The organism is Cedecea selenatireducens, assembly GCF_042138895.1.
GTDB lineage: Bacteria > Pseudomonadota > Gammaproteobacteria > Enterobacterales > Enterobacteriaceae > Cedecea > Cedecea selenatireducens.
This window is the reverse complement of the sequence record NZ_JBHIKW010000005.1, coordinates 252283-274735: the sequence shown is the minus strand read 5'-3', so window position 1 is coordinate 274735 and position 22453 is coordinate 252283. Positions and strand designations below refer to the sequence as shown.

Below are 22453 nucleotides of genomic sequence, written 5' to 3'. Positions count from 1 at the left end.
CTTCCTGCCCCATTATTCTCTGCCGTTATGAAAGCCCCCCGACTCCCTATCGCCATCCAGCAAGCCGTGATGCGCTGCCTGCGTGAAAAGCTTCAGCAGGCCAACTCGCATTTAGGCACGCATTATCCTGAGCCCAAAATGGTCTATCAGCAGCGCGGCACCGCTGCCGGAACCGCCTGGCTGGAAAGCTACGAAATTCGCCTCAATCCGGTGCTACTGATGGAAAATCAGCAGGCTTTTGTGGACGAAGTCGTTCCCCATGAGCTGGCTCACCTGCTGGTCTGGAAGCATTTTGGCCGCGTAGCTCCTCACGGCAGAGAGTGGAAATGGATGATGGAAACCGTGCTTGGCGTGCCTGCTCGCCGCACCCATCGGTTTGAAGTAGATTCGGTACGCAAAAATACCTTCCCCTACCGCTGCCCCTGCCAGCAGCATCAGCTCACCGTGCGCCGCCACAATCGGGTTCTGCGCGGTGAAGCAGAATACCGCTGCACTCATTGCGGGCAGCTATTAAAACCCGACGTTACAACCCCATGTAATTAATCATTTATTTCTGGAATTTTTACACCATCGCCGATTGAAACTGGATATCCGATCAGTTAGGGTGCGGGCACGTTTTAGTAAGGATTCTAGAAATGTCTCGCAAAATTTCTTGGGCTGTTGCATTCGTTGCAGCTCTCAGCTCGCTTCCCGCATTTAGCTCCGGCATCAACAGCTTCGCCCAGGCCAAAACCGCAGGCGTAAAAATCAATGCCGATGTCCCGGGCGACTTCTACTGCGGCTGCAAGATCAGCTGGCAGGGCAAAAAGGGCATCCCGGACCTTGAGTCCTGTGGCTATAAAGTGCGGAAAAACGAGAACCGGGCTACCCGCATTGAGTGGGAACACGTCATGCCAGCCTGGCAGTTCGGCCACCTGCTGCAATGCTGGCAGGACGGCGGGCGTAAAAACTGCGCCAAAGACCCCGTTTACCGCAAAATCGAAAGCGATATGCATAACCTGCAGCCTGCCGTCGGCGAGGTTAACGCCGACAGAAATAACTTCATGTACAGCCAGTGGAACGGCGGTGAAGGGCAATATGGCCAGTGCGCAATGAAGGTTGATTTCAAAGATAAAGTGGCCGAACCGCCGGAGCGTGCGCGAGGCGCAATTGCCCGTACCTATTTCTACATGCGCGACCAGTACCAGCTTTCGCTTTCACGCCAGCAAACCCAGCTTTTCCAGGTCTGGGACAAGCGCTATCCGGTCAACGACTGGGAGTGCGAGCGGGATGAACGTATTGCGAGAGTCCAGGGCAACCATAACCCATATGTGCTACGGGCTTGCAAGGCGCGAAACAGCTAACCTACACTAGCGGCAATTCTTTATTTGCTGTGACGAAACATCGCCCTTTCGCCAACAAAGGCCGGGGCTGAAAAATCCCTTCTCCCTTTTGGGAGAAGGTCAGGATGAGGGTCAAGTCCTGCAGCGCAACTAATCGGAAACTATTTCATGCGTATACCCCGCATTCACCACCCTGAAAATCTCTCCGTTGGCCAGGACGTACTTCTGAGCGAAGATGCGGCAAACCACGTAGGACGGGTGCTGCGTATGGGCGCAGGCCAGGCCATTCAGCTGTTCGACGGCAGCAATCAGGTGTTCGACGCGGAAATTGTGCAGGCGGATAAAAAAAGCGTGCGCGTAAAAGTGCTGGCAGCCAGCCAGGACGATCGTGAATCACCTCTCTGGCTGCATCTCGGCCAGGTCATGTCACGCGGCGAAAAAATGGAATTTACCATTCAAAAGGCCGTGGAGCTGGGCGTGAACGTTATTACCCCATTGTTTTCCGAACGCTGCGGGGTAAAACTGGACGCTGAAAGGCTGAGCAAAAAGCTCCAGCAGTGGCAGAAGATTGCCGTCGCCGCCTGCGAACAATGCGGCCGTAACCGGGTGCCAGAAGTTCGCCCGGCGATGGAGCTGGAAGCCTGGTGCGCCGAGCAGGATGCAGCTCTAAAACTTAATCTACACCCTCGCGCCAGCGCCAGCATCAACACCTTACCGCAGCCGGTCGAGCGCGTGCGCCTGCTGATTGGCCCGGAAGGGGGCCTGACGGCGGATGAGATCGCCATGACCGCTGAACACCAATTTACTGATATTCTGTTGGGACCGCGCGTTCTGCGTACTGAGACCACCGCGCTCACCGCCATTACCGCACTGCAGGTGCGCTTTGGCGATCTGGGCTAAAGGAGAACAACAATGATCAAGCTCGGCATCGTGATGGACCCCATCGCACACATCAACATCAAAAAAGACTCCAGCTTTGCCATGTTGCTGGAAGCGCAGCGTCGTGGTTACGAACTGCACTACATGGAAATGGCCGATTTGTATCTGAACAACGGCGAGGCACGCGCACGCACTCGCCTGCTCAGCGTCGAGCAGAATTACGATAAGTGGTATGAGTTTGGCTCCGAGCAGGATATCGCCCTGGCAGACCTGAACGTCGTACTGATGCGAAAAGACCCGCCGTTCGACACCGAATTTATCTACGCGACCTACATTCTTGAGCGCGCAGAAGAGAAAGGCACGCTGATCGTTAACAAGCCGCAAAGCCTGCGCGACTGTAACGAAAAGCTGTTCACCGCATGGTTTGCCGACCTGACGCCGGAAACGCTGGTGACCCGCAACAAAGCGCAGTTGAAAGCCTTCTGGCAGCAGCACGGCGATATCATTATGAAACCGCTGGACGGCATGGGCGGCGCGTCTATCTTCCGCGTGAAGCAGGATGACCCAAACATCGGCGTTATCGCAGAAACCCTTACCGAACTGGGCACCCGCTACTGCATGGCGCAGAACTACCTGCCGGCCATTAAAGACGGCGACAAGCGCGTGCTGGTGGTAGATGGTGAGCCGGTGCCTTACTGCCTGGCACGTATTCCGCAGGGCGGCGAGACTCGCGGCAACCTGGCGGCCGGTGGCCGTGGTGAACCTCGTCCACTGACCGAAAGCGACTGGGAAATTGCCCGCCGCGTTGGGCCAACGCTTAAGGCTAAAGGCCTGATTTTTGTTGGCCTGGATATCATCGGCGATCGCCTGACTGAGATTAACGTCACCAGCCCAACCTGCATCCGTGAAATCGAAGCCGAATTCCCTGTGTCGATTACCGGCATGCTGTTCGATGCCATCGAAAAACGCCTCGCACACTAAGCGCATCCGGGCGGGTAACGGTTACCCGCCCTTTCCTTCAAAGGCGCGATACAGGCCGGGTAGCCGCTCTTCCTTCATTAGTGGTAAGCTGGCCACTCTTCGCGCAGCCACTGCCGCTTTTATCAACCGGGATCAGAACCTCTGACAATGAATTTACAGCATCACTTTCTTATTGCCATGCCGGCTCTTCAGGACCCCTTATTTAAGCGCTCTGTAGTCTATATTTGCGAATACAACGATGAAGGCGCCATGGGGATTATCATCAATAAACCGCTGGAAAATCTGCAGGTTGATGGCGTTCTCGAAAAGCTAAAAATTGAACCAGAACCGCGTGATACCGCGATTCGCCTGGATAAGCCCGTTTTCATCGGCGGCCCTCTGGCGGAAGACCGCGGCTTCATCCTGCACTCTCCGCCGGGCAACTTCGGTTCGAGCATCCGCATTTCCGACGACACGGTGATCACCACCTCGCGGGACGTGCTGGAAACTTTAGGCACCGAAAAGCAGCCGAAAGAGGTGATTGTTGCCCTCGGTTACTCCTCCTGGGAAAAGGGCCAGCTTGAGCAAGAAATCATGGAAAACTCATGGCTGACGGCGCCTGCCTCTCCTGAGATCCTGTTCCATACGCCGATTGCAGACCGCTGGCGCGAAGCCGCCCGCCTGATAGGCATCGACATCCACACTATGCCAAGCGAAGCGGGGCACGCCTGATGAGCAGCGGAACCTTAATGGCCTTTGACTTCGGGACCAAAAGCATCGGTGTCGCTATCGGCCAGCGAATTACCGGCACAGCCCGGCCTTTAACCGCGCTTAAAGCGCAGGACGGTACCCCGGACTGGAACGCGGTAGAAAAAATCCTGAAAGAGTGGCAGCCGGAAGAAGTGGTGGTTGGTTTACCGCTGAATATGGACGGCACCGAGCAACCTCTGACGGCACGCGCCCGCAAGTTCGCCAACCGCCTGCATGGCCGCTTTGGGGTGAAGGTCTCTCTGCAGGACGAGCGCCTGAGCACCGTCGAAGCCCGCGCAGGGCTGTTCGAACACGGTGGCTTCCGCGCCCTGAACAAAGGCAGCATTGACTCCGCTTCGGCCGTTATCATCCTCGAGAGCTGGTTCGAATATCACCCGTGAAGGGATTAGCTGTTGTGTGCTTCACTTCCTGCGCTCAGCAGCTCATGCCTCGCGGCAATCGCCAGAAAATGGCTGCGGTCCCGGTAGCCTGATGAAGGCTGCTTTACACGGGAATCAATACGGCGCAGCAGCGCGTCCGGCAGCGTGATATTTAACCGCTGCTGTTTTCCTTCCAGCGCTGATAAATCTACATCAACCAGCAGCCATTGCTGACAGTAGGCGTACTCCGGGTCGGCGGCATAAGCAAAAGGCCCTGCATCACGAAGCTGCGTAATATCTTTTCCGCTTTCTACCATTAAATCGACAATCGACAGCACCGCGTCCTGCACCATCGGTGCGATATCGGCCTGGCTATCCGCCGCGGATACGCAGCCAAAGTCATCGTTGCATAGCGCGGGGACGACCAGGCCAAACGCTTCGTTTTCAGTTGCCGGTAACTCTACACCAACAGAAAAAAACATCTTTAACCTCCGGCTGTGCAGGCTAAATCCCTGCCATTTTGCGTATGGATTTGACGGTACCGATGGGCAAATCCTTTTTGGGATGCGGAATGGGGAAAGTTTTTCCGGTTTCAGGCGACCACCAGATCCAGTGACTCCCCCCGGAACGTCTGACGGATTCACACCCTGCAGCCCTCAATTCCTTAATTAGCTCGGCTGAGGTCATCATGATCTCCCTGGCTGACAAGGAATATACACACCAATACACACAGAAGCAACAAAAGCGTTCAAAGCGGCACCTCCCATGGCTTACTGACTGCCAGGTCGCCCTCGCCAATGCTGCCCTCACGCAGCCGCTGTGCCTCGCTTTGAGCAAAACTTTGCATACCTTGCTGCTGACCGGTTTGTAACACACCAGGCAGTTGATGCGTTTTCCCTTCACGAATCAGGTTTGCCACCGCTGAGGTGTTAACCAGCAGTTCGTAAAGCGCCACCCGACCACCGTCACGCGACGGTACCAGCTTCTGCGCCAGCACCGCTTTAAGGCTCCCTGCAAGCTGGGTGCGAATCAGGTTTTTCTCCTGGGCGGGGAATACATCCACCAGCCGCTCTACGGCCTGTGCAGCGCCACGCGTATGCAACGTCGCCAGCACTAAATGCCCGGTCTCTGCGGCGGTCAGCGCGAGGCCTATCGTTTCGCTATCACGCAGCTCCCCCAGCAGAATGACATCGGGGTCCTCCCTCAGAGCGGCTTTTAAAGCCGAGGCATAGCTTTCACAATGCCGACCTGGCTCACGCTGCTGAATCAGGCAGCGGCCGGAGGAATGAATAAATTCAATGGGGTCTTCCAGCGTCAGCACGTGGCCATCAAGATGCTGGTTGAGATGCTGGATCATCGCTGCAAGCGTTGTAGATTTCCCGCTACCGGTGGCCCCGGTAACCAGTATCAACCCCTCGCTTTCACGCAAAAGTTCGTTAATGTGAGCCGGCGTTTTCAATGCCTCCAGCGTCGGGCAGGATGATGCCAGCAATCTCAGCGCCAACGAGTGCCCTTCCTGGTGTAAAAAAGCATTTCCCCTTAGCCTGACGCCGCTCTCAAGCGTGAGAGAAAAATCCAGCTGCCCGGCACGTTTGAGCTGTGACGTCTGCTCTTCATTAAGCCAGGCACCCAAAACCTCTTCAACCTCCGGTGCGGCCTCCGGGCACAGCTCCAGCCTGCCGCGCTTTCGCCAACGCGCCGGTTGACGTGCGCACAGGTGTAGATCGGAGACATTATGCTTTACACTAAGGGCCACAATTTCTTCGATATCCATATCACTTCCAACGATCATGAATGAGATAGCGCACAATCTGGCACAGGTTCACGGGAAAATATCAGCCGCCGCTGCACGCTGCGGCAGAAGCCCTGAAGAAGTTACACTGCTTGCAGTCAGCAAAACTAAACCTGCGAGTGCCATCGCAGAAGCGGTCGCCGCGGGGCAACGTGCCTTTGGCGAAAACTATGTGCAGGAAGGCGTGGATAAGATTCACCACTTCGCTGAACAGGGCGTTGAAGGGTTGGAATGGCACTTTATCGGGCCGCTGCAGTCGAACAAAAGTCGCCTGGTGGCGGAGAATTTTGACTGGTGCCATACCGTCGACAGACTACGTATTGCCAGCCGATTAAGCGAGCAGCGCCCGTCAACGCTGCCGCCGCTGAACGTGCTGATTCAAATTAATATCAGCGACGAAAACAGTAAATCCGGCATCGCGTTAACCGAGCTGGAGCAGTTGGCTGCGGAAGTGGTGGCCTTACCGGGATTGACGCTGCGGGGATTAATGGCCATTCCTGCGCCGGAACCGGACTACGAGCGCCAGCTTGCCGTTTGCCGCAAAATGGCAGAAGCCTGCCATGCACTCAAAGACCGTTATGCAACGGTCGATACGTTATCTTTGGGCATGACCGATGACATGGAAGCCGCGATTGCCGCAGGCAGCACCATGGTGCGCATTGGAACCGCTATTTTCGGCGCGCGGGATTATTCCGCTCGTTAATCACCATCATTTTTGAGGAAAACCATGCTAACGTTGACTTTCCTGGTCAAAACCCTGATTGAGCTGTACGTAATGGTGCTGCTTATCCGTATCTGGATGCAGTGGGCACGCTGTGATTTCTATAACCCTTTTGCCCAGTTCATTGTCAAGGTCACCCAGCCTGTCGTCGGGCCGCTTCGCCGCGTGCTCCCGTCCATTGGTCCGATTGATACTTCATCCCTGCTGGTGGCATTTATCCTCACCACGCTGAAGTTCCCTATTTTGCTGTTGATTCAGTCCGGCGGACTGTCGCTCGATCCGTTCAATTTAGTCATTGGCGTCCTGTCGCTATTGAAATCAGCCGGTACGATGGTGTTCTGGGTGATCATTATCCGCTCGCTGATGAGCTGGATAAGCCAGGGCCGTAGCCCGATTGAATACGTACTGATGCAAATGACCGAGCCAATGATGGCGCCGATTCGCCGCATTTTACCGGCCATGGGCGGGCTTGATTTCTCCGCTATGGTGGTGATTCTGATCCTTTATGCGCTGAACTATCTCGGTATGGATCTGTTCCCTGGCCTCTGGTACGCCATTTGAGTGCTGTCACTCAACTGCCTGACGGGCTGGTTTTGCGGCTGTATATTCAGCCCAAAGCCAGCCGCGACAGCCTGGTCGGTGTGCATGGCGACGAGCTAAAAGTCGCCATCACCGCGCCGCCGGTCGACGGGCAGGCCAACGCTCACCTGGTAAAATACCTGGCCAAACAGTTCCGGGTCGCGAAAAGCCAGGTGGTGATTGAGAAAGGCGACCTTGGCCGCCATAAACAAGTTAAAATTATCGGCCCACAGCAAATCCCGACGGAAGTCGCGGCATTGATTGAAACCCTCGAATAACGACAGGACTGGCTATGCAAAAAGTCGTATTAGCTACCGGTAACGCCGGTAAAGTGCGTGAACTCGCCGATTTGCTGGCGGATTTCGGCCTCGATGTGGTCGCGCAAACTGAACTGAACGTGGAGTCGGTAGAAGAGACCGGCCTGACCTTTATAGAGAACGCCATTCTCAAGGCCCGCCATGCGGCTAAAGTAACCGGGCTTCCGGCGCTGGCCGACGACTCTGGCCTGGCCGTGGATGCTCTGGGCGGTGCTCCGGGTATCTATTCCGCGCGCTATGCGGGCGAAGATGCCAGCGACCAGCAGAATCTCGAAAAACTTCTGGAAGCGCTGAAAGATGTGCCGGACGATAAACGCCAGGCTCAGTTCCACTGCGTGCTGGTCTATATGCGTCACGCGGAAGACCCAACGCCGCTGGTGTTCCACGGCAGCTGGCCGGGAGTGATTACCCACGCACCTGCCGGGCAAGGTGGCTTTGGCTACGATCCTATTTTCTATGTTCCGTCCGAGGGGAAAACCGCGGCCGAGCTGACCCGCGATGAAAAGAGCGCCATTTCCCATCGTGGGCAAGCGCTGAAACTGTTACTGGAAGCAATGCGTAATGGCTAATTTGCCACCTCTGAGTCTCTACATTCACATCCCCTGGTGCGTACAGAAGTGCCCATACTGTGACTTCAACTCCCACGCGCTTAAAGGCGACGTGCCGCACGACGAATACGTGAGCCATTTACTGCGCGATCTCGACCGCGACGTGCCGTTGGCTCAAGGGCGTGAGGTAAAGACTATTTTCATCGGGGGCGGCACCCCAAGCCTGCTGTCCAGCGAAGCCATGCAAACGCTGCTGGACGGCGTGCGCTCGCGCATAAAGCTGGCAGATGACGCAGAAATCACTATGGAAGCCAACCCCGGTACGGTTGAAGCCGACCGCTTTGTTGGCTACCAAAAAGCGGGCGTGAACCGCATTTCTATCGGCGTGCAGAGCTTTAGCGAACCTAAGCTAAAACGCCTGGGCCGTATTCATGATGCGGGCGAGGCCAAACGTGCGGCTAATCTGGCAAGCGGCCTGGGCCTGCGCAGCTTTAACCTTGACCTGATGCACGGCCTGCCAGACCAGTCGATTGAAGAGGCGCTGGACGACCTGCGCCAGGCCATTGAACTGAACCCACCGCATCTTTCCTGGTATCAGCTGACCATCGAGCCAAATACGCTATTTGCTTCACGCCCGCCGAAGCTGCCGGATGACGACGCGCTGTGGGATATCTTCGAGCAGGGCGACAAGCTGCTCACCGCCGCAGGGTATCAGCAGTATGAAACTTCCGCCTATGCGAAGCCGGGCTACCAGTGTCAGCACAACCTGAACTACTGGCGCTTTGGCGACTATCTTGGCATTGGCTGCGGCGCGCACGGTAAAGTCACCTTCCCGGATGGGCGTATTACTCGCACGGCGAAAACGCGTCACCCGCGCGGCTATATGGAAGGAAAATATCTCGACCGCCAGCATGACGTGGAACAGGCTGATAAGCCGTTCGAGTTCTTTATGAACCGCTTCCGCCTGCTGGAAGCCGCGCCACGCAGCGAGTTCAAGCTCTATACCGGTTTAGATGAAGCAACGATTCGCCCGCAGCTGGATGAGGCGATGGCGAAAAACTATATGACTGAAACGGATGAGTACTGGCAGATAACCGAGCACGGGAAGCTGTTTTTAAACTCCCTGCTTGAACTGTTCCTTGCCGAGTAACCTCTTCCTGTGATGCCCTGGCCGGACGGCCAGGGCGGGCGTACGGATCAGTACTGATTAAACATTTCCTGAATTTGCTTCGGATCGTTGGTTTTAGTCAGCGCCAGCTGCAACAGCACGCGGGCTTTTTGCGGGTTCAGCGAACCAGAGGCGACAAAACCATACTTCCCATCATCCACTTCCGCATCACGGGTGGTGTAACCTGTCGGCACTCGCGATGAGCGAACCACAACGGTCCCCTCGTGCGCGGCGGTCGCAAGAGTATCGAACACGGTCTTATACAGGTTACCGTTGCCCACACCGGCGCTAACGATCCCTTCATAGCCAGCGTCCACCAGCGCTTTCACCGGCAGGTCAGAGGCATTAGCATAGTTATAGATAATACCCACCTTCGGCAGCTCGCTCAGCGTCGATACGTCAAACGGCGTGGACGTTGTGTGCTTACGCGCCGGGGTGCGTTGATAGTCAATTTTGCCATTATGGATATAGCCCAGCGGGCCAAAGTTGACGGACTTGAACGTCGCAACATCCGTAGTACTGGTTTTGGTGACGTCACGCCCATCCAGCACGGTATCATTCATTACCACCATCACCCCACGGTTGGCAGACTGCGGGTCAACGGCCGCGACCACCGCGTTATAGAGGTTAAATGGGCCATCGGCGCTCATCGAGGTCGAAGGACGCATCGCGCCTACCAGAACCACCGGCTTATTACATTTCACCGTGAGATCGAGGAAATAGGCGGTTTCCTCCATCGTGTCCGTGCCGTGGGTAATAACAAACCCATCGGTTTTATCGCAGTCGGCGTTAATTTTCTTCGCCAGCGTCAGCCAGACCCGATCGTTCATATCCTGCGAACCGATATTAACGACCTGCTCGCCCTTCACCACCGCCAGATCTTTTAGCTGCGGTACCGCGTTAACCAAATTCTCTACGCCGACTTTACCGGCGGTGTAATTAGATTTCGTTGCCGAATCACCGCCTCCGGCAATAGTGCCGCCGGTTGCCAAAATAGTGACATGAGGCAAAGCAAGGGCCGCACTGCTGAACCCCATAACTACTGTGAGAAGCGCCATTTTTCCAAAAAACTTCATTTTATTTCTCCAGTTATGTGAATTTGCCGCATTATCCCAGCATCAAAGATGAATAATGTGACTACAGCCCATTAACCAGATAAACGCTCTCTAATAATCACGATTATTAGATATAGAAACCAATGAACAGAAAATACTAATAAACCGCAGGAAGCGGCCGGGAGAGAGCCGGCCTCTGGATTACTTAAGCCCGCTCACCAGCGCCTTGCGGCTCTGCTCAAGGGTGATCACGCGGTCACACACATCTTTACCGAACTTCTGAAAATCCGCTTCCTGATTATTCCACTCGTTCTGAACCGCCGTTTGCAGGCCGCCGAGGTTACCCAGCACATTCTGCAGCGGGTTGCCGCCGCCTTTCAGCACCGCCTGCGCGCCCATTTCATTAATGCTGTCCTGCAGAATGCCGCCCATCGCCTGGTTCACCAACTGCTGGCCATCGGCCCTCACCTGATCGACGGCTTTATAGTGGAACGTCAGCCCGTCCTGGCGGCGCTCGATAATACGGTTCATCTGCTCTTTTAGCTGGGCATCCAGCTTGGTCAGGCGGCTGCGCATGCTGCTGCTCTCTCCGACCTGCTTCGCAATAATGCCGTCCAGCGCTATGCGGCTTTTCTCTACGCGAGAACGGGCACCGTTATCAATCCACGGTAAATCCGTGCGCAGAGCTTTTTGGTAGTTCAACGCCTGCTGGCGCTGTGCCGCGCTCAGCGTCTTCTGAACGCCGTTGTATTTGACGCTGCCGTCAGGCGCAATCACCAGGTTGCCGTTCTCACCCACGACCTGAACGGACTGCGGGCTAATGACCACGTCATCGCGTGGATTTACGCTGCACTGATAGTCAGCGTGCGCCGAAGCGGCGGTGACCAGCAGTGCGCCTAAAAGAACCTTACGGATCATATTCTCTCCTGAAAAATCAGCTCCTGAAAAAAAGGCTGGTTAATTAACCAGCCTGTTTTTTGCTAACGCTTAGTCCCACCAGACGTCGAACAGATCGCTAATGCGAACATCTTCGAGCTTGCGGTCTTCTAACCATTTACGCACCAGCGCCTGATGCTCTTCGGTGCATTTGCCAATCTCTTCCATGCACACCAGACCTTCCCAGACCAGGTAACCACTGCCGTCAAACGCCAGCTTGTTCGGCGCAATCACTTCAGCGATCAGCTCGTCCACGGTTTTATCGATTTGCTCTTCGGAAGTGCCCTCCGGGAAGCGCCAGGCAATCGAGAACCCCAGTTCCTGGAACTCTTCGATGTGCATTTTCTTACGCAGACGACGGCTACGATTCTTTGCCATTATTTCACCCTCTCGAACATTAAGTCCCATACGCCGTGGCCAAGACGATGGCCACGTTGTTCAAATTTGGTCACTGGACGTGAGTCCGGACGCGGTACGTAGTCGTGACTCTCCGACTGGTTTTTATACCCTTCGATAGAGGACATCACTTCGAGCATATGTTCAGCATAAGGTTCCCAGTCGGTTGCCATATGGAACACGCCGCCCAGCTTCAGCTTACGCTTCACAAGGTCAGCAAACGGTACCTGAACGATACGGCGTTTATTATGACGCGCTTTATGCCATGGATCAGGGAAAAACAGCTGAACCATGTTCAAAGAATTGTCAGGAATCATGTTTTCCAACACTTCCACCGCGTCGTGGCACATCACGCGGAGGTTCTCCACGCCGGCTTCATGCGCGGTGCTCAGGCAGGCGCCCACGCCCGGTGAATGCACTTCAATACCGAGGTAGTTGTGCTGCGGATTGGTTTGCGCCATGGCCACCAGCGAAGTGCCCATACCAAAACCGATTTCCAGCGTGACCGGCGCTTCGCGGCCAAAAATCTCGCTAAAGTCGGCAGGCTCGGCCTGGAACTCAACGCCCATCACCGGCCAGTAGTTATCCAGCGCGTGCTGCTGGCCTTTTGTCAGACGCCCCTGGCGACGGACAAAGCTGCGGATGCGGCGCAGTACACGGCCTTCTTCATTAAATTCCGGTGAAATGACGTCATTCTTCATGGTTTTCTTAACGCTTCGCTTAGTGTTCGGGAAACGGGCATTATCCAAAGTTAAGGATGAGAAGCAAGTGGCAGAAAGTTCCGGTTTACAGCTTTACGCCTCTGTGCTGGAATCGGCACCTTTATTACACCTTTGCCGGATATCCCGCGTTGACGATGCAAGCTCCTCAATTCTCCCAACAAGTCCTCGACTGGTACCACAAGTATGGGCGCAAAACCCTGCCGTGGCAGCAGGAGAAAACGCCTTATAAAGTATGGCTCTCTGAGGTGATGTTGCAACAAACCCAGGTCGCGACGGTTATCCCTTATTTTGAGCGCTTTATGGCGCGCTTCCCCACCGTGACCGATCTGGCAAAAGCGCCGCTGGATGAAGTGCTGCATCTGTGGACCGGCCTGGGCTACTACGCCCGCGCCCGTAATCTGCATAAAGCCGCGCAACAGGTTGCCGATAAACACGGTGGCGTTTTCCCACAAACGTATGAAGAAGTCGCGGATTTGCCGGGTGTTGGACGCTCAACCGCAGGCGCGATTCTGTCTCTTTCGTTGGGCAAACACTTCCCTATTCTCGACGGCAACGTTAAGCGCGTGCTCGCGCGTTGCTATGCCGTTTCCGGCTGGCCGGGTAAAAAAGAGGTCGAAAACCGCCTCTGGGAAATAAGCGAACGAGTCACTCCGGCGCAAGGTGTAAGCCAGTTTAATCAGGCGATGATGGATCTGGGCGCGATGGTCTGCACGCGCTCAAAACCCAAGTGCGAACTTTGCCCGCTGAGCAACGGCTGCGTGTCTTATGCTAATCACAGCTGGGCTAATTATCCCGGCAAGAAGCCTAAAGTGACGCTACCGGAACGCACCGGCTATATGCTGATGATGCAGCATGGCGATGAAGTATTTCTGGCACAGCGCCCGGCCGTTGGACTATGGGGCGGATTATTCTGCTTCCCACAGTTTTCTGACGAACAGGAACTGCATAACTGGCTGGAACAGCGCGGAATTCCGGCCGATAATCTCACGCAGTTAACGGCTTTCCGCCATACCTTTAGCCATTTCCATTTGGATATTGTGCCAATGTGGCTTCCGGTGTCGTCTACGGGCGGCTGCATGGATGAAGGCCCCGCTCTCTGGTATAACTTAGGCCAGCCACAATCCGTCGGGCTGGCGGCTCCAGTAGAGCGCCTGCTACAACAATTGCGTGCCGAACCGGTTGCCTTAGCGCCCGTTCGCGCCGAAGAAGAGGAATAATCATGAGCAGAACGATTTTTTGTACTTACCTGCAGCGCGACGCTGAAGGCCAGGATTTCCAGCTGTACCCGGGCGAGCTGGGCAAGCGAATCTACAACGAAATCTCCAAAGAAGCATGGGCGCAGTGGCAGTCCAAGCAAACCATGCTTATCAATGAAAGAAAGATGAGCATGATGAACCCGGAGCACCGAAAAGAGCTGGAAAACGAGATGGTCAATTTCCTGTTTGAAGGGAAAGAAGTCCATATCGAAGGCTTCACCCCGCCAGAAAAACAGTAATCGTCGGCACCTTTTTGCAAACACAACACGCATACACGGAATGATGAAAAAACTTCTCGCGCTGGCTCTTGTGGCCCCGTTGCTGATCTCCTGTTCGAGCAAAAAAAACGACGACGCCTACAACGACGCGTTTATCAAGGACACCAACGGGTTCGATATTTTAATGGGGCAATTTGCCAACAACATTGAAAATATCTGGGGGATGAAAGAGGTACTGATTGCAGGCCCGAAAGATTACGTCAAATACACCGACCAATATCTGACGCGTAGCCACATTAACTTCGACGAAGGTACCATCACCGTTGAGACCATCGCGGGAACCGATCCTGCCGCGCACCTGCGCCAGGCGATCGTTACCACCCTGCTGATGGGCGACGATCCGGGTTCGATCGATCTTTATTCTGACGCCAACGACGTCCAGATTTCCAAAGAACCGTTCCTTTACGGACAGGTGGTGGATAACACCGGCCAGCCGATCCGCTGGGAAGGGCGCGCCACGAAGTTTGCTGACTATCTGCTGCAAACGCGCCTGCAAAAGCGCAGTACCGGGCTGAAAATAGTCTATAGCGTGACCATCAACCTTGTGCCTAACCACCTCGACAAGCGTGCCCATAAGTACCTTGGCATGGTGCGTAAAGCCTCGAAGAAATACGGCGTAGAAGAGTCACTGATCCTGGCTATCATGCAGACGGAATCGAGCTTTAACCCGTATGCGGTAAGCCACGCGGATGCGCTGGGCCTGATGCAGGTTGTGCAGCACAGCGCCGGAGTTGACGTGTTCAAGGCTCAGGGGAAATGGGGTAAACCAAGCCGCAGCTTCCTGTTCGATCCGGAAAGCAATATCGATACCGGCACGGCTTATCTGGCGATTCTGCAAAACAGCTATCTGGGGCAGATTGATAACCCAACGTCACGTCGCTATGCGGTTATCACCGCTTATAACGGCGGCGCGGGCAGCGTGCTGAGAGTGTTCTCCAACGACAAAACTCAGGCATTCAGCCTGATTAACAGCATGGGGCCGGGCGACGTCTACCAGACGCTGACAACGCGCCACCCTTCCGCTGAGTCTCGTCACTATCTGTATAAGGTGAACACCGCGCAGAAGAGTTACCGCCGGCGGTAGTTTAGACGGATACCCTCACCCTTGTTTGCTCCCTCGCCCCCCTGGGGAGAGGGCCGGGGTGAGGGGCCATTCCCTCTTACTTCAACATATAACCGTACAACCGCTTAATACCGTCCGCATCCGTCTCGCTATACACGCCCTGAAGCTCAGGCGAGAAGCCCGGCAGCATGTTCACGCCCTCTTCCAGCGCCAGGAAATAGCGCAGCGCCGCCCCGCCCCAAACTTCACCCGGTACCACGCATAGCACGCCAGGCGGGTAAGGCAACGCGCCTTCCGCCGCGATACGCCCTTCGGCTTCACTCAGACGCACCAGCTCCACGTTGCCACGAATAAACTCGATGTTGGCGTCCTGCGGGTTCACCGCCACGGCGGGCAGGCTTTGCTTGCGGAACATCTCCTTCTGTAGCTCTTTAACTTCAAAGCTCACGTACAGGTCGTGCATCTCCTGGCAAAGCTGACGCAGCGTGTAGCCTTTGTAACGCACCGGGTATTTCTGATAAATCGTTGGCAGCACGTCCGCCAGCGGCGTGTCGTCCTCGATGTGCTGTTCAAACTGCGCCAGCATCGCCACCAGCTGAGCCAGCTTATCGTGGCTTTCCGCAGGGGTAAGCAGGAACAGGATCGAGTTAAGATCCGACTTCTCCGGCACAATGCCGTTTTCGCGAAGATAGTTAGCGAGGATCGCCGCAGGCACGCCGAACCCGGTATAGCTGCCGGTTTGCGGATCAATACCCGGCGTGGTTAACAGCAGCTTGCAGGGATCGACAAAATATTCGTCCTTCGCATAGCCTTCAAAGCCGTGCCAGCTTTCACCCGGCTCAAAGCTGAAGAAGCGGCGTTCCTGCGCGATCTTCTCCGTGGGATGATCCTGCCACGGGCGCCCTGCGACCTCCGGCGGAATGAACGGTTTGATCATCTTACAGTTGGCGATAATCGCCTTGCGGGCCTCAATGCCCATTGCCACGCATTCCGCCCACAGGCGACGACCGCTTTCACCCTCATGAATCTTGGCGTTTATGTCCAGCGCGGCAAACAGCGGATAGAACGGGCTGGTTGAGGCATGGAGCATGAAAGCATTGTTCAGCCGCTTGTGCGGGCAGAAGCGTGCCTGGCCCCGAAGATGGTTGTCTTTCTTATGGATCTGCGAGGTCTGGGAGAAACCGGCCTGCTGCTTGTGAACCGACTGGGTAACAAAGATCCCAGGATCGTTTTCGTTCAGATCCAGCAGCAGCGGCGAACAGTCCGCCATCATCGGAATAAACTGCTCGTAGCCGACCCATGCCGAGTCGAAGAGGATGTAATCGCACAGATGGCCGATGTTATCCACCACCTGCCGGGCGTTATAAATCGTACCGTCATAGGTGCCCAGTTGTATAACCGCCAGGCGGAACGGCCTTGCTTCCTGAGCTCGCTCAGGTGCCACTTCCGCAATCAGCTCCCGCAGGTATTTCTCATCAAAACAGTGCGCGTCAATGCCGCCGATAAAACCGAATGGGTTGCGGGAAGCCTCAAGATAAACCGGCGTCGCCCCGGCCTGGATGAGTGCGCCGTGATGGTTAGATTTGTGGTTGTTACGGTCAAACAGGACCAGGTCACCGCGCGTCAGCAGCGCGTTGGTCACCACTTTGTTAGCGGCGGAGGTGCCGTTAAGCACGAAATAGGTTTTGTCAGCATGGAAAACTTTCGCGGCAAACTTCTGCGCGTGCTTGGCGGAGCCTTCGTGGATCAGCAAATCCCCAAGCTTGACGTCTGCGTTGCACATATCGGCCCGAAACACGTTCTCACCGAAGAAATCATAAAACTGGCGGCCTGCAGGATGCTTTTTGAAGAACTCGCCGTGCTGGTGGCCTGGGCAGGCAAAAGTGCTGTTGTCCATCGCCACGTACTTAGTCAGCGTGTTGAAGAACGGCGGCAGCAGGTCTTCCTCGTAATCACTGGCCGCGGTTTCCAGCTCCAGATAATCCTGCGCTTTCCCGGTTATCACGCCGGTTACCGCAGGCAAGCCATCAACGGCGGCCTCGCTGAAAATGAATACCGGTAAATTAAAACCCGTGCGCTTGAGCAAGGCCAGAATACCGCTGCGGCTATCCGCAACGGAAATGACAACTGCCGCCACATCGGTGAAGTCGGTATCGTCAAGCGTAACCACTTCGCGATGCGTTGAGAGTAATGCAGCCACATCGTGGCTGGCGGCAATTTTCAATGATTTCATAAGCACAAATCCCCGTCTGCAAGGATGAGTGAGTGCCAACCGGCACGGCAAAGGGAAAATTCCCCGGTGAAGGCGTTCTGAGGGTCTTAGGTGTGAATCCACTTCGACCGCCAGACATCAGTAAAACCAGACGGAGTCTGATTTTACTGATGTCCTGCAGCGAGCACACATTGCCCTCACCGCATGGTGAGCAAGGGACTTCGGAAGGTAATAGCAGCACGGACGAGCGCCATCCCGAAAGATGCATGGGAATTGAGAGTGAACATCAAGGCGCCCCGTAGTGAATAACAAAATTGGCGCAATCATGGCACCTTCTGCCAGGGGGTTCAATATGAAGTCTGTAACAGCCCGCACATAAATCATGCAAACGCACCGCGCTGTACAACAAAGCCATTGACGCGGAACGGGGTTTACGGTTTAATGCGCCCCGTTGCCCGGATAGCTCAGTCGGTAGAGCAGGGGATTGAAAATCCCCGTGTCCTTGGTTCGATTCCGAGTCCGGGCACCACTATTCAAAGAAACCAGCCTACGGGCTGGTTTTTTGCTTTCTGGCGTCTGGACTCTTCATCGAACAAGTTCGATTACTCGTATCATCCTGATACTCGCCCTACGGGCCAGCGCAAGCGCTGTTCAAAAACGTTCCCGACGTTTTAGTATTCGCCTCATCCTGATACCCACCCCTTCGGGGCCAGCGCAAGCGCTGTTCAAAACGTTCCCGACGTTTTAGTATTCGCCTCATCCATGAGGCTCACCCCTTTGGGGCCAGCGCAAGCGCTGTTCAAAACGTTCCCGACGTTTTAGTCTTCACCGCATCTTGAACCACTAATTATTCGTTCTTTATCACCGTTTTTTATCGTCAGCTGAATAGCCGACATCTTGTTACTTTCCTTGATCGTTATTATCTCAGCACCAAACTCTCCGGTATCAATTAATCCAGTGCGCATCTGCATTTTGGCATTTTTCTTCCACTTATCGTTGTAAACAGGCGTGGTTTGAAAATTTAAATCAGTGCCATTAATGCTGACAGATAATAAATTGCCTCTTTCAGCATAGTTAAGTGGGTATCTGGATACACCACCCGCTACGACTTCCCCAGTGCTAATCTGTGTGTCCCGAATCAGAACACCAGTACATTGATCGGCCAATGCTGCACCAGAGATAATAAATCCTATAAAAACAGACAGTATTTTTTTCATCGAAAAACCACATCACACCAGAGTAAATAACAAACACATCAAAAAGATAAAGAGCCCCCCATCAATAACAGGGGACTCTATTGTTCATTTAAATAATCTATTTGTCTTTGACCACAATCAGCGGTTCGATATCGCTCTCTTTTTTAATCACCAGCGAATCATCCCCCCGCAGGCAGGTGCCACCGTAGCTGCCGCCAACCGTAAAGGTACAAACCTGGATGTATTTGCCGTCCACTTTCGGCAGACACCACAGCTGCTGATAGATATTCTTGCGGGCAACAAACTTGCCGCTGGTTTTATCCAGCAGCTCATCGTGGTGGCTTATCAAGTCGATGTTACTGCCGCACCGGCCTGCGATAGGTTTCACCGCATAACCTGTTTTTGCCAGCAGCTCGTTCACCTCAAAATCCGTATCCAGCAGGTAACGGTGATTCGGGAATAGCTGCCAGAGCACCGGCAGAATGGCTTTGTTACCGGGAATCACCGTCCATAGCGGCTCAAACACCAGCACTTCAGGGCGAAGCAAGACGTCGATCAGCCTGATCTCGTTTTGAGGGTGACCGGTACGGATAGGTACGGCGGCATATTCGGTTTCGCTGACCTCGCGAATTTGCTCAATCGCCGTTTCCCACGCCCAGGTCTTCCAGACGCAGTTCACCGCCCTGCCATCGCTATCAATAAGCTGCCCGGCGCTGTCCCAGCTTAGCTCGCCCAGGCCGTGCAATATTTTGGTGTCGAACCCGGCCTGCATCAGCGACCGCTGCATGAATAAGGCGTGATAATCCTCTTCCAAGTCGTTGTCCTGCATGATGTGGACAAACGGCCGGGCGCTGCTGTGCTTCCACGCGCCGGTAAGTTCCTCGAGCAGACCTTCGGCCGGATTATGCCCGGTGCCCCGGTAACCTGTCTTAACCCACTCTTCAAGAATCAGCCCACTCTCAGTGTGGCAGGAGGCAGAATCGGCGTTGTATTCGTACACTTTCAGCCCGCGTTCATCCATACAAAAATCCATGCGGCCGCTGACCATCTGGTGGCGACGCCACTGCCAGGAAAGCCGCAGGCGAGGCCAGAGAATTTTGGGGATATCAAAAAGTGCCAGCAAATTGTCGTCTTTCAGCACTTTATCCGTAGCATGCAGGTACATCAGATGCAGCTCGTTGGTGGCCTTAATCAGCTCCTGCTCGGCGCTTTCGGTAATGGTGAAATACTGACAGGGATCTTTATTAATAATGTGGCCATTGGCCTGTATATAGGCCCGCTGGAGTTCATCTTTTTCATTCAGCCATTTGCCGTCGAACTGGCGCTTGTTGGCCAGGCGAGCCCCGCCAATTTTTAACGCTTCACCGCCGATTTCTGGCTGTGGCTCACTGTGGGCCGTATCCTCAGTCTGGATCATCCAGCCGAGGATTGAGGTGTCGGTAAAGGTATCCTGCAGCGTGTAGCTCCCATCATGCTCAACCAGGGTTAACTCACGCGTCCATTGTTGCCCGGCGGGTAACGGCGCATGAATCACGTTCTGCTCGGCGATGCGCACTTTAGTGCCGATAAGCTGAGTGATCACCGCGACATGGCCTGTTTCATGAAACTCACCGCCCTTCTGCCAGATAAGCAGCGCACCCGCTTCAGGCGCCCGTTTTGAGCCATTAGCAAAGGCCTGCAGCGGCAGAATATTGTCGTTCACCACCTGACGTAAAAAGCGCAGAGAAAATATTTCCCACGCCATATGGACATCGGTGAACACAAAGCCGTAATTGAGGAAGAGGAAACGGCGAGCAAATTCAACGCACTGCCATTTGTGGCCCATGTATTCGTTGCCGATGTAGCTTCGAAACTCGGCTTCTTCGGGGTAATTTTTTGGGTCGAGGCTGCCGTAATTAGAAGAGTAAATCGCTACGCCACCCGGCGCATAGCCCAGAAGTGTACCGAAGGGCGAATCGTGGTCTGGTGTTCCTGTATGCATGTTTCCAACCTAAATCAGGCAGGCGGCAAAGGTCACGCTGATTGTCGTCTGCACGTTAAAATTAACCTGACAGAGAAGGCGTCATCATACACCTCTGCCCACGGTTTTGTGCAGTCGCGCTTCGTTTAAAAAAAACCTATTTCGGTAAGGTTTTACCCAAAGAAAAGGCCGCCTCATCGGGCAGCCTTGATTAGCCTATTGTCAGCTACTCCTGCTGAGCGCCGTACTCGTTGCTGTTGATCCAGGCGTGATCTTTCTCCCAGGTAAACATCCACTTTCGTACCGGCCCCGCCATTACGTTCAGGTAGTAGCTGTCGTACCCGGCCATCGTCGCCACCGGGTGGTAGCCTTTCGGCACTTTCACCACGTCTTTGTCGTACACCGCCATACACTCATCCAGAGCGCGATCGTCGGTGTAAACGCGCTGCATGCAGAAGCCCTGCGGCGGGTTGAGCCGGTGATAATAGGTCTCTTCGAGATAGGTCTCGTGAGGCGGATTATCGACGTCGTGCTTGTGGCTTGGGTACGAGCTGGTGCAGCCCTCATTGGTATATACCTCCACCACCAGCAGGCTGTCGGCGGGCTTATCCTCGGGCAGAATATTGTGGACATAGCGCTGGTTGTGGCCTTTGCCACGCGCTTCGGCATCAATATCCTGCGGGGCGATAAGGCGAGTGGCATAAGTCCCTTTTCCAGGCGCGGAGCAAACGGCCAGCTCGAGCGCGGTAAGCGCCTGAACCTTAACCGGCTCGCCGGAAGTCACGTACACGGCCCAGGGTTTACGGCGTTCAAACGGGCTCATGCGGTCGCCGATTTCAGGGAAGCGGGCAAGCGGCGTATCTACCGTAGCTCGCCCCGCGACCAGCACCAGGCAACGCTCATCTTCCACGGCAGGCAGCTCCAGAATCTGCCCTTCCTGAAGCTGGTAAGCAGCAAATCCCACGTAGTCCCAGCCCGCGTTTTCCGGCGTGACGTCCTGCGTCTGCCCCTGCGCATCTGGCTGCTGCCAGCGGGAAAGTAATTCAGCCATTTACCCTCCTTAAATCAACCCAGCTTCACGAGCGAAGCGGCTCAGGTTAGCGTAGCCCAGCCGCGCGTAGGTCATCGGGTGCGCCACAGCAGGATCCTGCTCAGCTTCAACAACCAGCCAGCCCTGATAGCCCTGCTTTTTCAGCAGTGCCATGATCGGCGGATAGTTCACACAGCCGTCGCCCGGTACGGTAAACACGCCGCTCAGCACCGCATCCAGGAAGCTGGTTTTACGGTTTTTCACGTCAGCCAGCACGCCAGCGCGCACGTCTTTGCAGTGCACATGATTAATGCGTGAAATCCAGCGCTCGGCCACGGCCAGAGGATCGGCTCCCGCAAAGGTCAAGTGCCCGGTGTCCAGCAACAGCCCAACTTCCGGCCCGGTGTGAAGCATCAAATTATTAACGTCGTCTGCGCTCTCGATAACCGTGCCCATATGGTGATGATAGGCAATTTGCACGCCTTGCTGCTGCGTATACCGGGCAAACGCGGTGAGCTTCTCGCCGTATTCTTGCCAGCGTTCTGCCGGGAAACGAGGACGTAAATGCACCGGGGTTTGCTGTTCACCGTGAATACAATGAGTTACCTCGGCAAAGACCAGCACCTTCGCACCCAGCTCGCGGAGCAACGTCAGATGCGGCTGCACGGCTTCAATTTCCTCCTCCACGGAACGTTCCAGTAGCCGCCCGGAATACCAGCCGGAAACCAGCTTTAACGCATGCTTGTCGAGAATCGGCCCCAGCACGCCGGCCTCTCGCGGGAATTTATTCCCCAGCTCAAAACCTTCAAACCCGGCCTCTTTGCCCTCGCTCAGGCAGGTATCCAGCGGCGTGTCTGCGCCCAAAGAAGGCAGATCGTCATTGGTCCAGGTCAGGGGGTTAATGCCTAAATGCACGGTCATAATGCTCTCCTT

Annotated in this window: 26 protein-coding genes and 1 tRNA gene; 15 read left to right on the top strand and 12 right to left on the bottom strand. The window is 55.0% G+C overall.

The genetic code is table 11. The features are described 5' to 3' along the window. Positions 1-27 precede the first annotated feature (27 nt). The 6 genes from ACE38U_RS10990 to ruvX all read left to right on the top strand — a co-directional run bounded on the left by ACE38U_RS10990 (position 28) and on the right by ruvX (position 4312). Complete coding sequence (locus ACE38U_RS10990) at positions 28-543, top strand: SprT family zinc-dependent metalloprotease (protein ID WP_061275600.1); 516 nt, start codon at positions 28-30, stop codon at positions 541-543. 92 nt (positions 544-635) lie between these two features. Next, positions 636-1343 (top strand): deoxyribonuclease I, encoded by a 708-nt coding sequence (gene endA, locus ACE38U_RS10985; protein WP_176981578.1) that lies wholly within the window; start codon positions 636-638, stop codon positions 1341-1343. Positions 1344-1490: 147 nt separating this feature from the next. Then, positions 1491-2222, top strand: a complete 732-nt coding sequence (gene rsmE, locus ACE38U_RS10980) for a 16S rRNA (uracil(1498)-N(3))-methyltransferase (RefSeq protein ID WP_038478983.1) — start codon at positions 1491-1493, stop codon at positions 2220-2222. Positions 2223-2234: 12 nt separating this feature from the next. Further along, positions 2235-3182, top strand: a complete 948-nt coding sequence (gene gshB, locus ACE38U_RS10975) for a glutathione synthase (protein WP_045783932.1) — start codon at positions 2235-2237, stop codon at positions 3180-3182. Between the two features lie 147 nt (positions 3183-3329). Further along, a complete protein-coding gene (locus ACE38U_RS10970) occupies positions 3330-3893 on the top strand; it encodes a YqgE/AlgH family protein (protein WP_038478977.1) in 564 nt (187 codons plus the stop codon). Next, entirely contained in the window at positions 3893-4312 is a 420-nt protein-coding gene (ruvX, locus tag ACE38U_RS10965) for a Holliday junction resolvase RuvX (RefSeq protein WP_008461550.1), read from the top strand. Before ACE38U_RS10970 ends, ruvX begins: the two co-directional genes overlap by 1 nt. A gap of 5 nt (positions 4313-4317) precedes the next feature. On the opposite strand, the gene ACE38U_RS10960 is transcribed toward ruvX, so the two are convergent. From ACE38U_RS10960 to ACE38U_RS10950, 3 genes are all read right to left on the bottom strand, one after another. Continuing rightward, positions 4318-4773 carry a type II toxin-antitoxin system HicB family antitoxin gene (locus ACE38U_RS10960; RefSeq protein WP_375529739.1) on the bottom strand — a complete coding sequence of 152 codons (456 nt, stop codon included), beginning with the start codon at positions 4771-4773 and terminating at the stop codon, positions 4318-4320. Between the two features lie 22 nt (positions 4774-4795). Further along, positions 4796-4978: a type II toxin-antitoxin system HicA family toxin gene (locus ACE38U_RS10955; protein WP_071843019.1), complete on the bottom strand. Its 183-nt coding sequence runs from the start codon at positions 4976-4978 to the stop codon at positions 4796-4798. Between the two features lie 61 nt (positions 4979-5039). Next, complete coding sequence (locus ACE38U_RS10950; RefSeq protein WP_375529738.1) at positions 5040-6065, bottom strand: type IV pilus twitching motility protein PilT; 1026 nt, start codon at positions 6063-6065, stop codon at positions 5040-5042. A gap of 16 nt (positions 6066-6081) precedes the next feature. Between ACE38U_RS10950 and ACE38U_RS10945 the strand changes: the two genes are divergently transcribed. From ACE38U_RS10945 to hemW, 5 genes are read left to right on the top strand one after another with little or no spacing between them, the layout of a single operon-like run. Beyond that, positions 6082-6786, top strand: coding sequence for a YggS family pyridoxal phosphate-dependent enzyme (locus tag ACE38U_RS10945; RefSeq protein WP_038478969.1), 705 nt, complete (start codon positions 6082-6084; stop codon positions 6784-6786). Positions 6787-6810: 24 nt separating this feature from the next. Further along, a complete protein-coding gene (locus ACE38U_RS10940) occupies positions 6811-7365 on the top strand; it encodes a YggT family protein (RefSeq protein ID WP_038478964.1) in 555 nt (184 codons plus the stop codon). After that, a complete protein-coding gene (yggU, locus tag ACE38U_RS10935; protein ID WP_038478961.1) occupies positions 7362-7661 on the top strand; it encodes a DUF167 family protein YggU in 300 nt (99 codons plus the stop codon). The genes ACE38U_RS10940 and yggU overlap by 4 nt, the downstream gene beginning before the upstream one ends. Before the next feature lie 14 nt (positions 7662-7675). Continuing rightward, positions 7676-8269 carry an XTP/dITP diphosphatase gene (locus tag ACE38U_RS10930; protein ID WP_038478959.1) on the top strand — a complete coding sequence of 198 codons (594 nt, stop codon included), beginning with the start codon at positions 7676-7678 and terminating at the stop codon, positions 8267-8269. Next, on the top strand, positions 8262-9398 hold the full coding sequence (gene hemW, locus ACE38U_RS10925) for a radical SAM family heme chaperone HemW (protein WP_038478957.1): 1137 nt from the start codon (positions 8262-8264) through the stop codon (positions 9396-9398). Before ACE38U_RS10930 ends, hemW begins: the two co-directional genes overlap by 8 nt. Before the next feature lie 47 nt (positions 9399-9445). Here the strand turns inward: hemW and ansB are convergent, their stop codons facing one another. The 4 genes from ansB to trmB all read right to left on the bottom strand — a co-directional run bounded on the left by ansB (position 9446) and on the right by trmB (position 12504). Further along, entirely contained in the window at positions 9446-10492 is a 1047-nt protein-coding gene (ansB, locus tag ACE38U_RS10920; RefSeq protein WP_375529737.1) for an L-asparaginase 2, read from the bottom strand. Between the two features lie 180 nt (positions 10493-10672). After that, entirely contained in the window at positions 10673-11389 is a 717-nt protein-coding gene (locus tag ACE38U_RS10915; protein ID WP_038478950.1) for a YggN family protein, read from the bottom strand. A 69-nt stretch (positions 11390-11458) separates the two neighbouring features. After that, positions 11459-11785, bottom strand: a complete 327-nt coding sequence (locus ACE38U_RS10910; protein ID WP_008461534.1) for a YggL family protein — start codon at positions 11783-11785, stop codon at positions 11459-11461. Beyond that, positions 11785-12504 (bottom strand): tRNA (guanosine(46)-N7)-methyltransferase TrmB, encoded by a 720-nt coding sequence (trmB, locus tag ACE38U_RS10905; protein WP_038478947.1) that lies wholly within the window; start codon positions 12502-12504, stop codon positions 11785-11787. Before trmB ends, ACE38U_RS10910 begins: the two co-directional genes overlap by 1 nt. A 155-nt stretch (positions 12505-12659) precedes the next feature. Between trmB and mutY the strand changes: the two genes are divergently transcribed. Genes mutY through mltC form a run of 3 tightly spaced genes read left to right on the top strand, consistent with a single transcriptional unit; the run spans position 12660 to position 15143 of the window. Beyond that, positions 12660-13742 carry an A/G-specific adenine glycosylase gene (gene mutY, locus ACE38U_RS10900; RefSeq protein WP_176981623.1) on the top strand — a complete coding sequence of 361 codons (1083 nt, stop codon included), beginning with the start codon at positions 12660-12662 and terminating at the stop codon, positions 13740-13742. 2 nt (positions 13743-13744) lie between these two features. Continuing rightward, positions 13745-14020, top strand: coding sequence for an oxidative damage protection protein (locus tag ACE38U_RS10895; RefSeq protein WP_008461529.1), 276 nt, complete (start codon positions 13745-13747; stop codon positions 14018-14020). Positions 14021-14063: 43 nt separating this feature from the next. Continuing rightward, complete coding sequence (gene mltC, locus ACE38U_RS10890) at positions 14064-15143, top strand: membrane-bound lytic murein transglycosylase MltC (protein WP_176981622.1); 1080 nt, start codon at positions 14064-14066, stop codon at positions 15141-15143. Between the two features lie 76 nt (positions 15144-15219). On the opposite strand, the gene ACE38U_RS10885 is transcribed toward mltC, so the two are convergent. Continuing rightward, a complete protein-coding gene (locus tag ACE38U_RS10885) occupies positions 15220-17355 on the bottom strand; it encodes an ornithine decarboxylase (protein ID WP_375529736.1) in 2136 nt (711 codons plus the stop codon). Between the two features lie 432 nt (positions 17356-17787). Between ACE38U_RS10885 and ACE38U_RS10880 the strand changes: the two genes are divergently transcribed. Then, positions 17788-17863: transfer RNA gene (locus ACE38U_RS10880), tRNA-Phe, on the top strand. Between the two features lie 289 nt (positions 17864-18152). Here the strand turns inward: ACE38U_RS10880 and ACE38U_RS10875 are convergent. The 4 genes from ACE38U_RS10875 to iolE all read right to left on the bottom strand — a co-directional run bounded on the left by ACE38U_RS10875 (position 18153) and on the right by iolE (position 22441). After that, on the bottom strand, positions 18153-18551 hold the full coding sequence (locus ACE38U_RS10875; protein WP_038478937.1) for a hypothetical protein: 399 nt from the start codon (positions 18549-18551) through the stop codon (positions 18153-18155). A 97-nt stretch (positions 18552-18648) separates the two neighbouring features. Next, positions 18649-20511 carry a bifunctional glutathionylspermidine amidase/synthase gene (gss, locus tag ACE38U_RS10870; protein WP_375529735.1) on the bottom strand — a complete coding sequence of 621 codons (1863 nt, stop codon included), beginning with the start codon at positions 20509-20511 and terminating at the stop codon, positions 18649-18651. A 205-nt stretch (positions 20512-20716) separates the two neighbouring features. Beyond that, positions 20717-21541: a 5-deoxy-glucuronate isomerase gene (gene iolB, locus ACE38U_RS10865; RefSeq protein WP_038478931.1), complete on the bottom strand. Its 825-nt coding sequence runs from the start codon at positions 21539-21541 to the stop codon at positions 20717-20719. A gap of 9 nt (positions 21542-21550) precedes the next feature. Then, the gene (iolE, locus tag ACE38U_RS10860; protein ID WP_375529734.1) at positions 21551-22441 is read right to left on the bottom strand and encodes a myo-inosose-2 dehydratase; all 891 of its coding nucleotides are present in this window, start codon (positions 22439-22441) and stop codon (positions 21551-21553) included. Between the last annotated feature and the right edge of the window lie 12 nt (positions 22442-22453).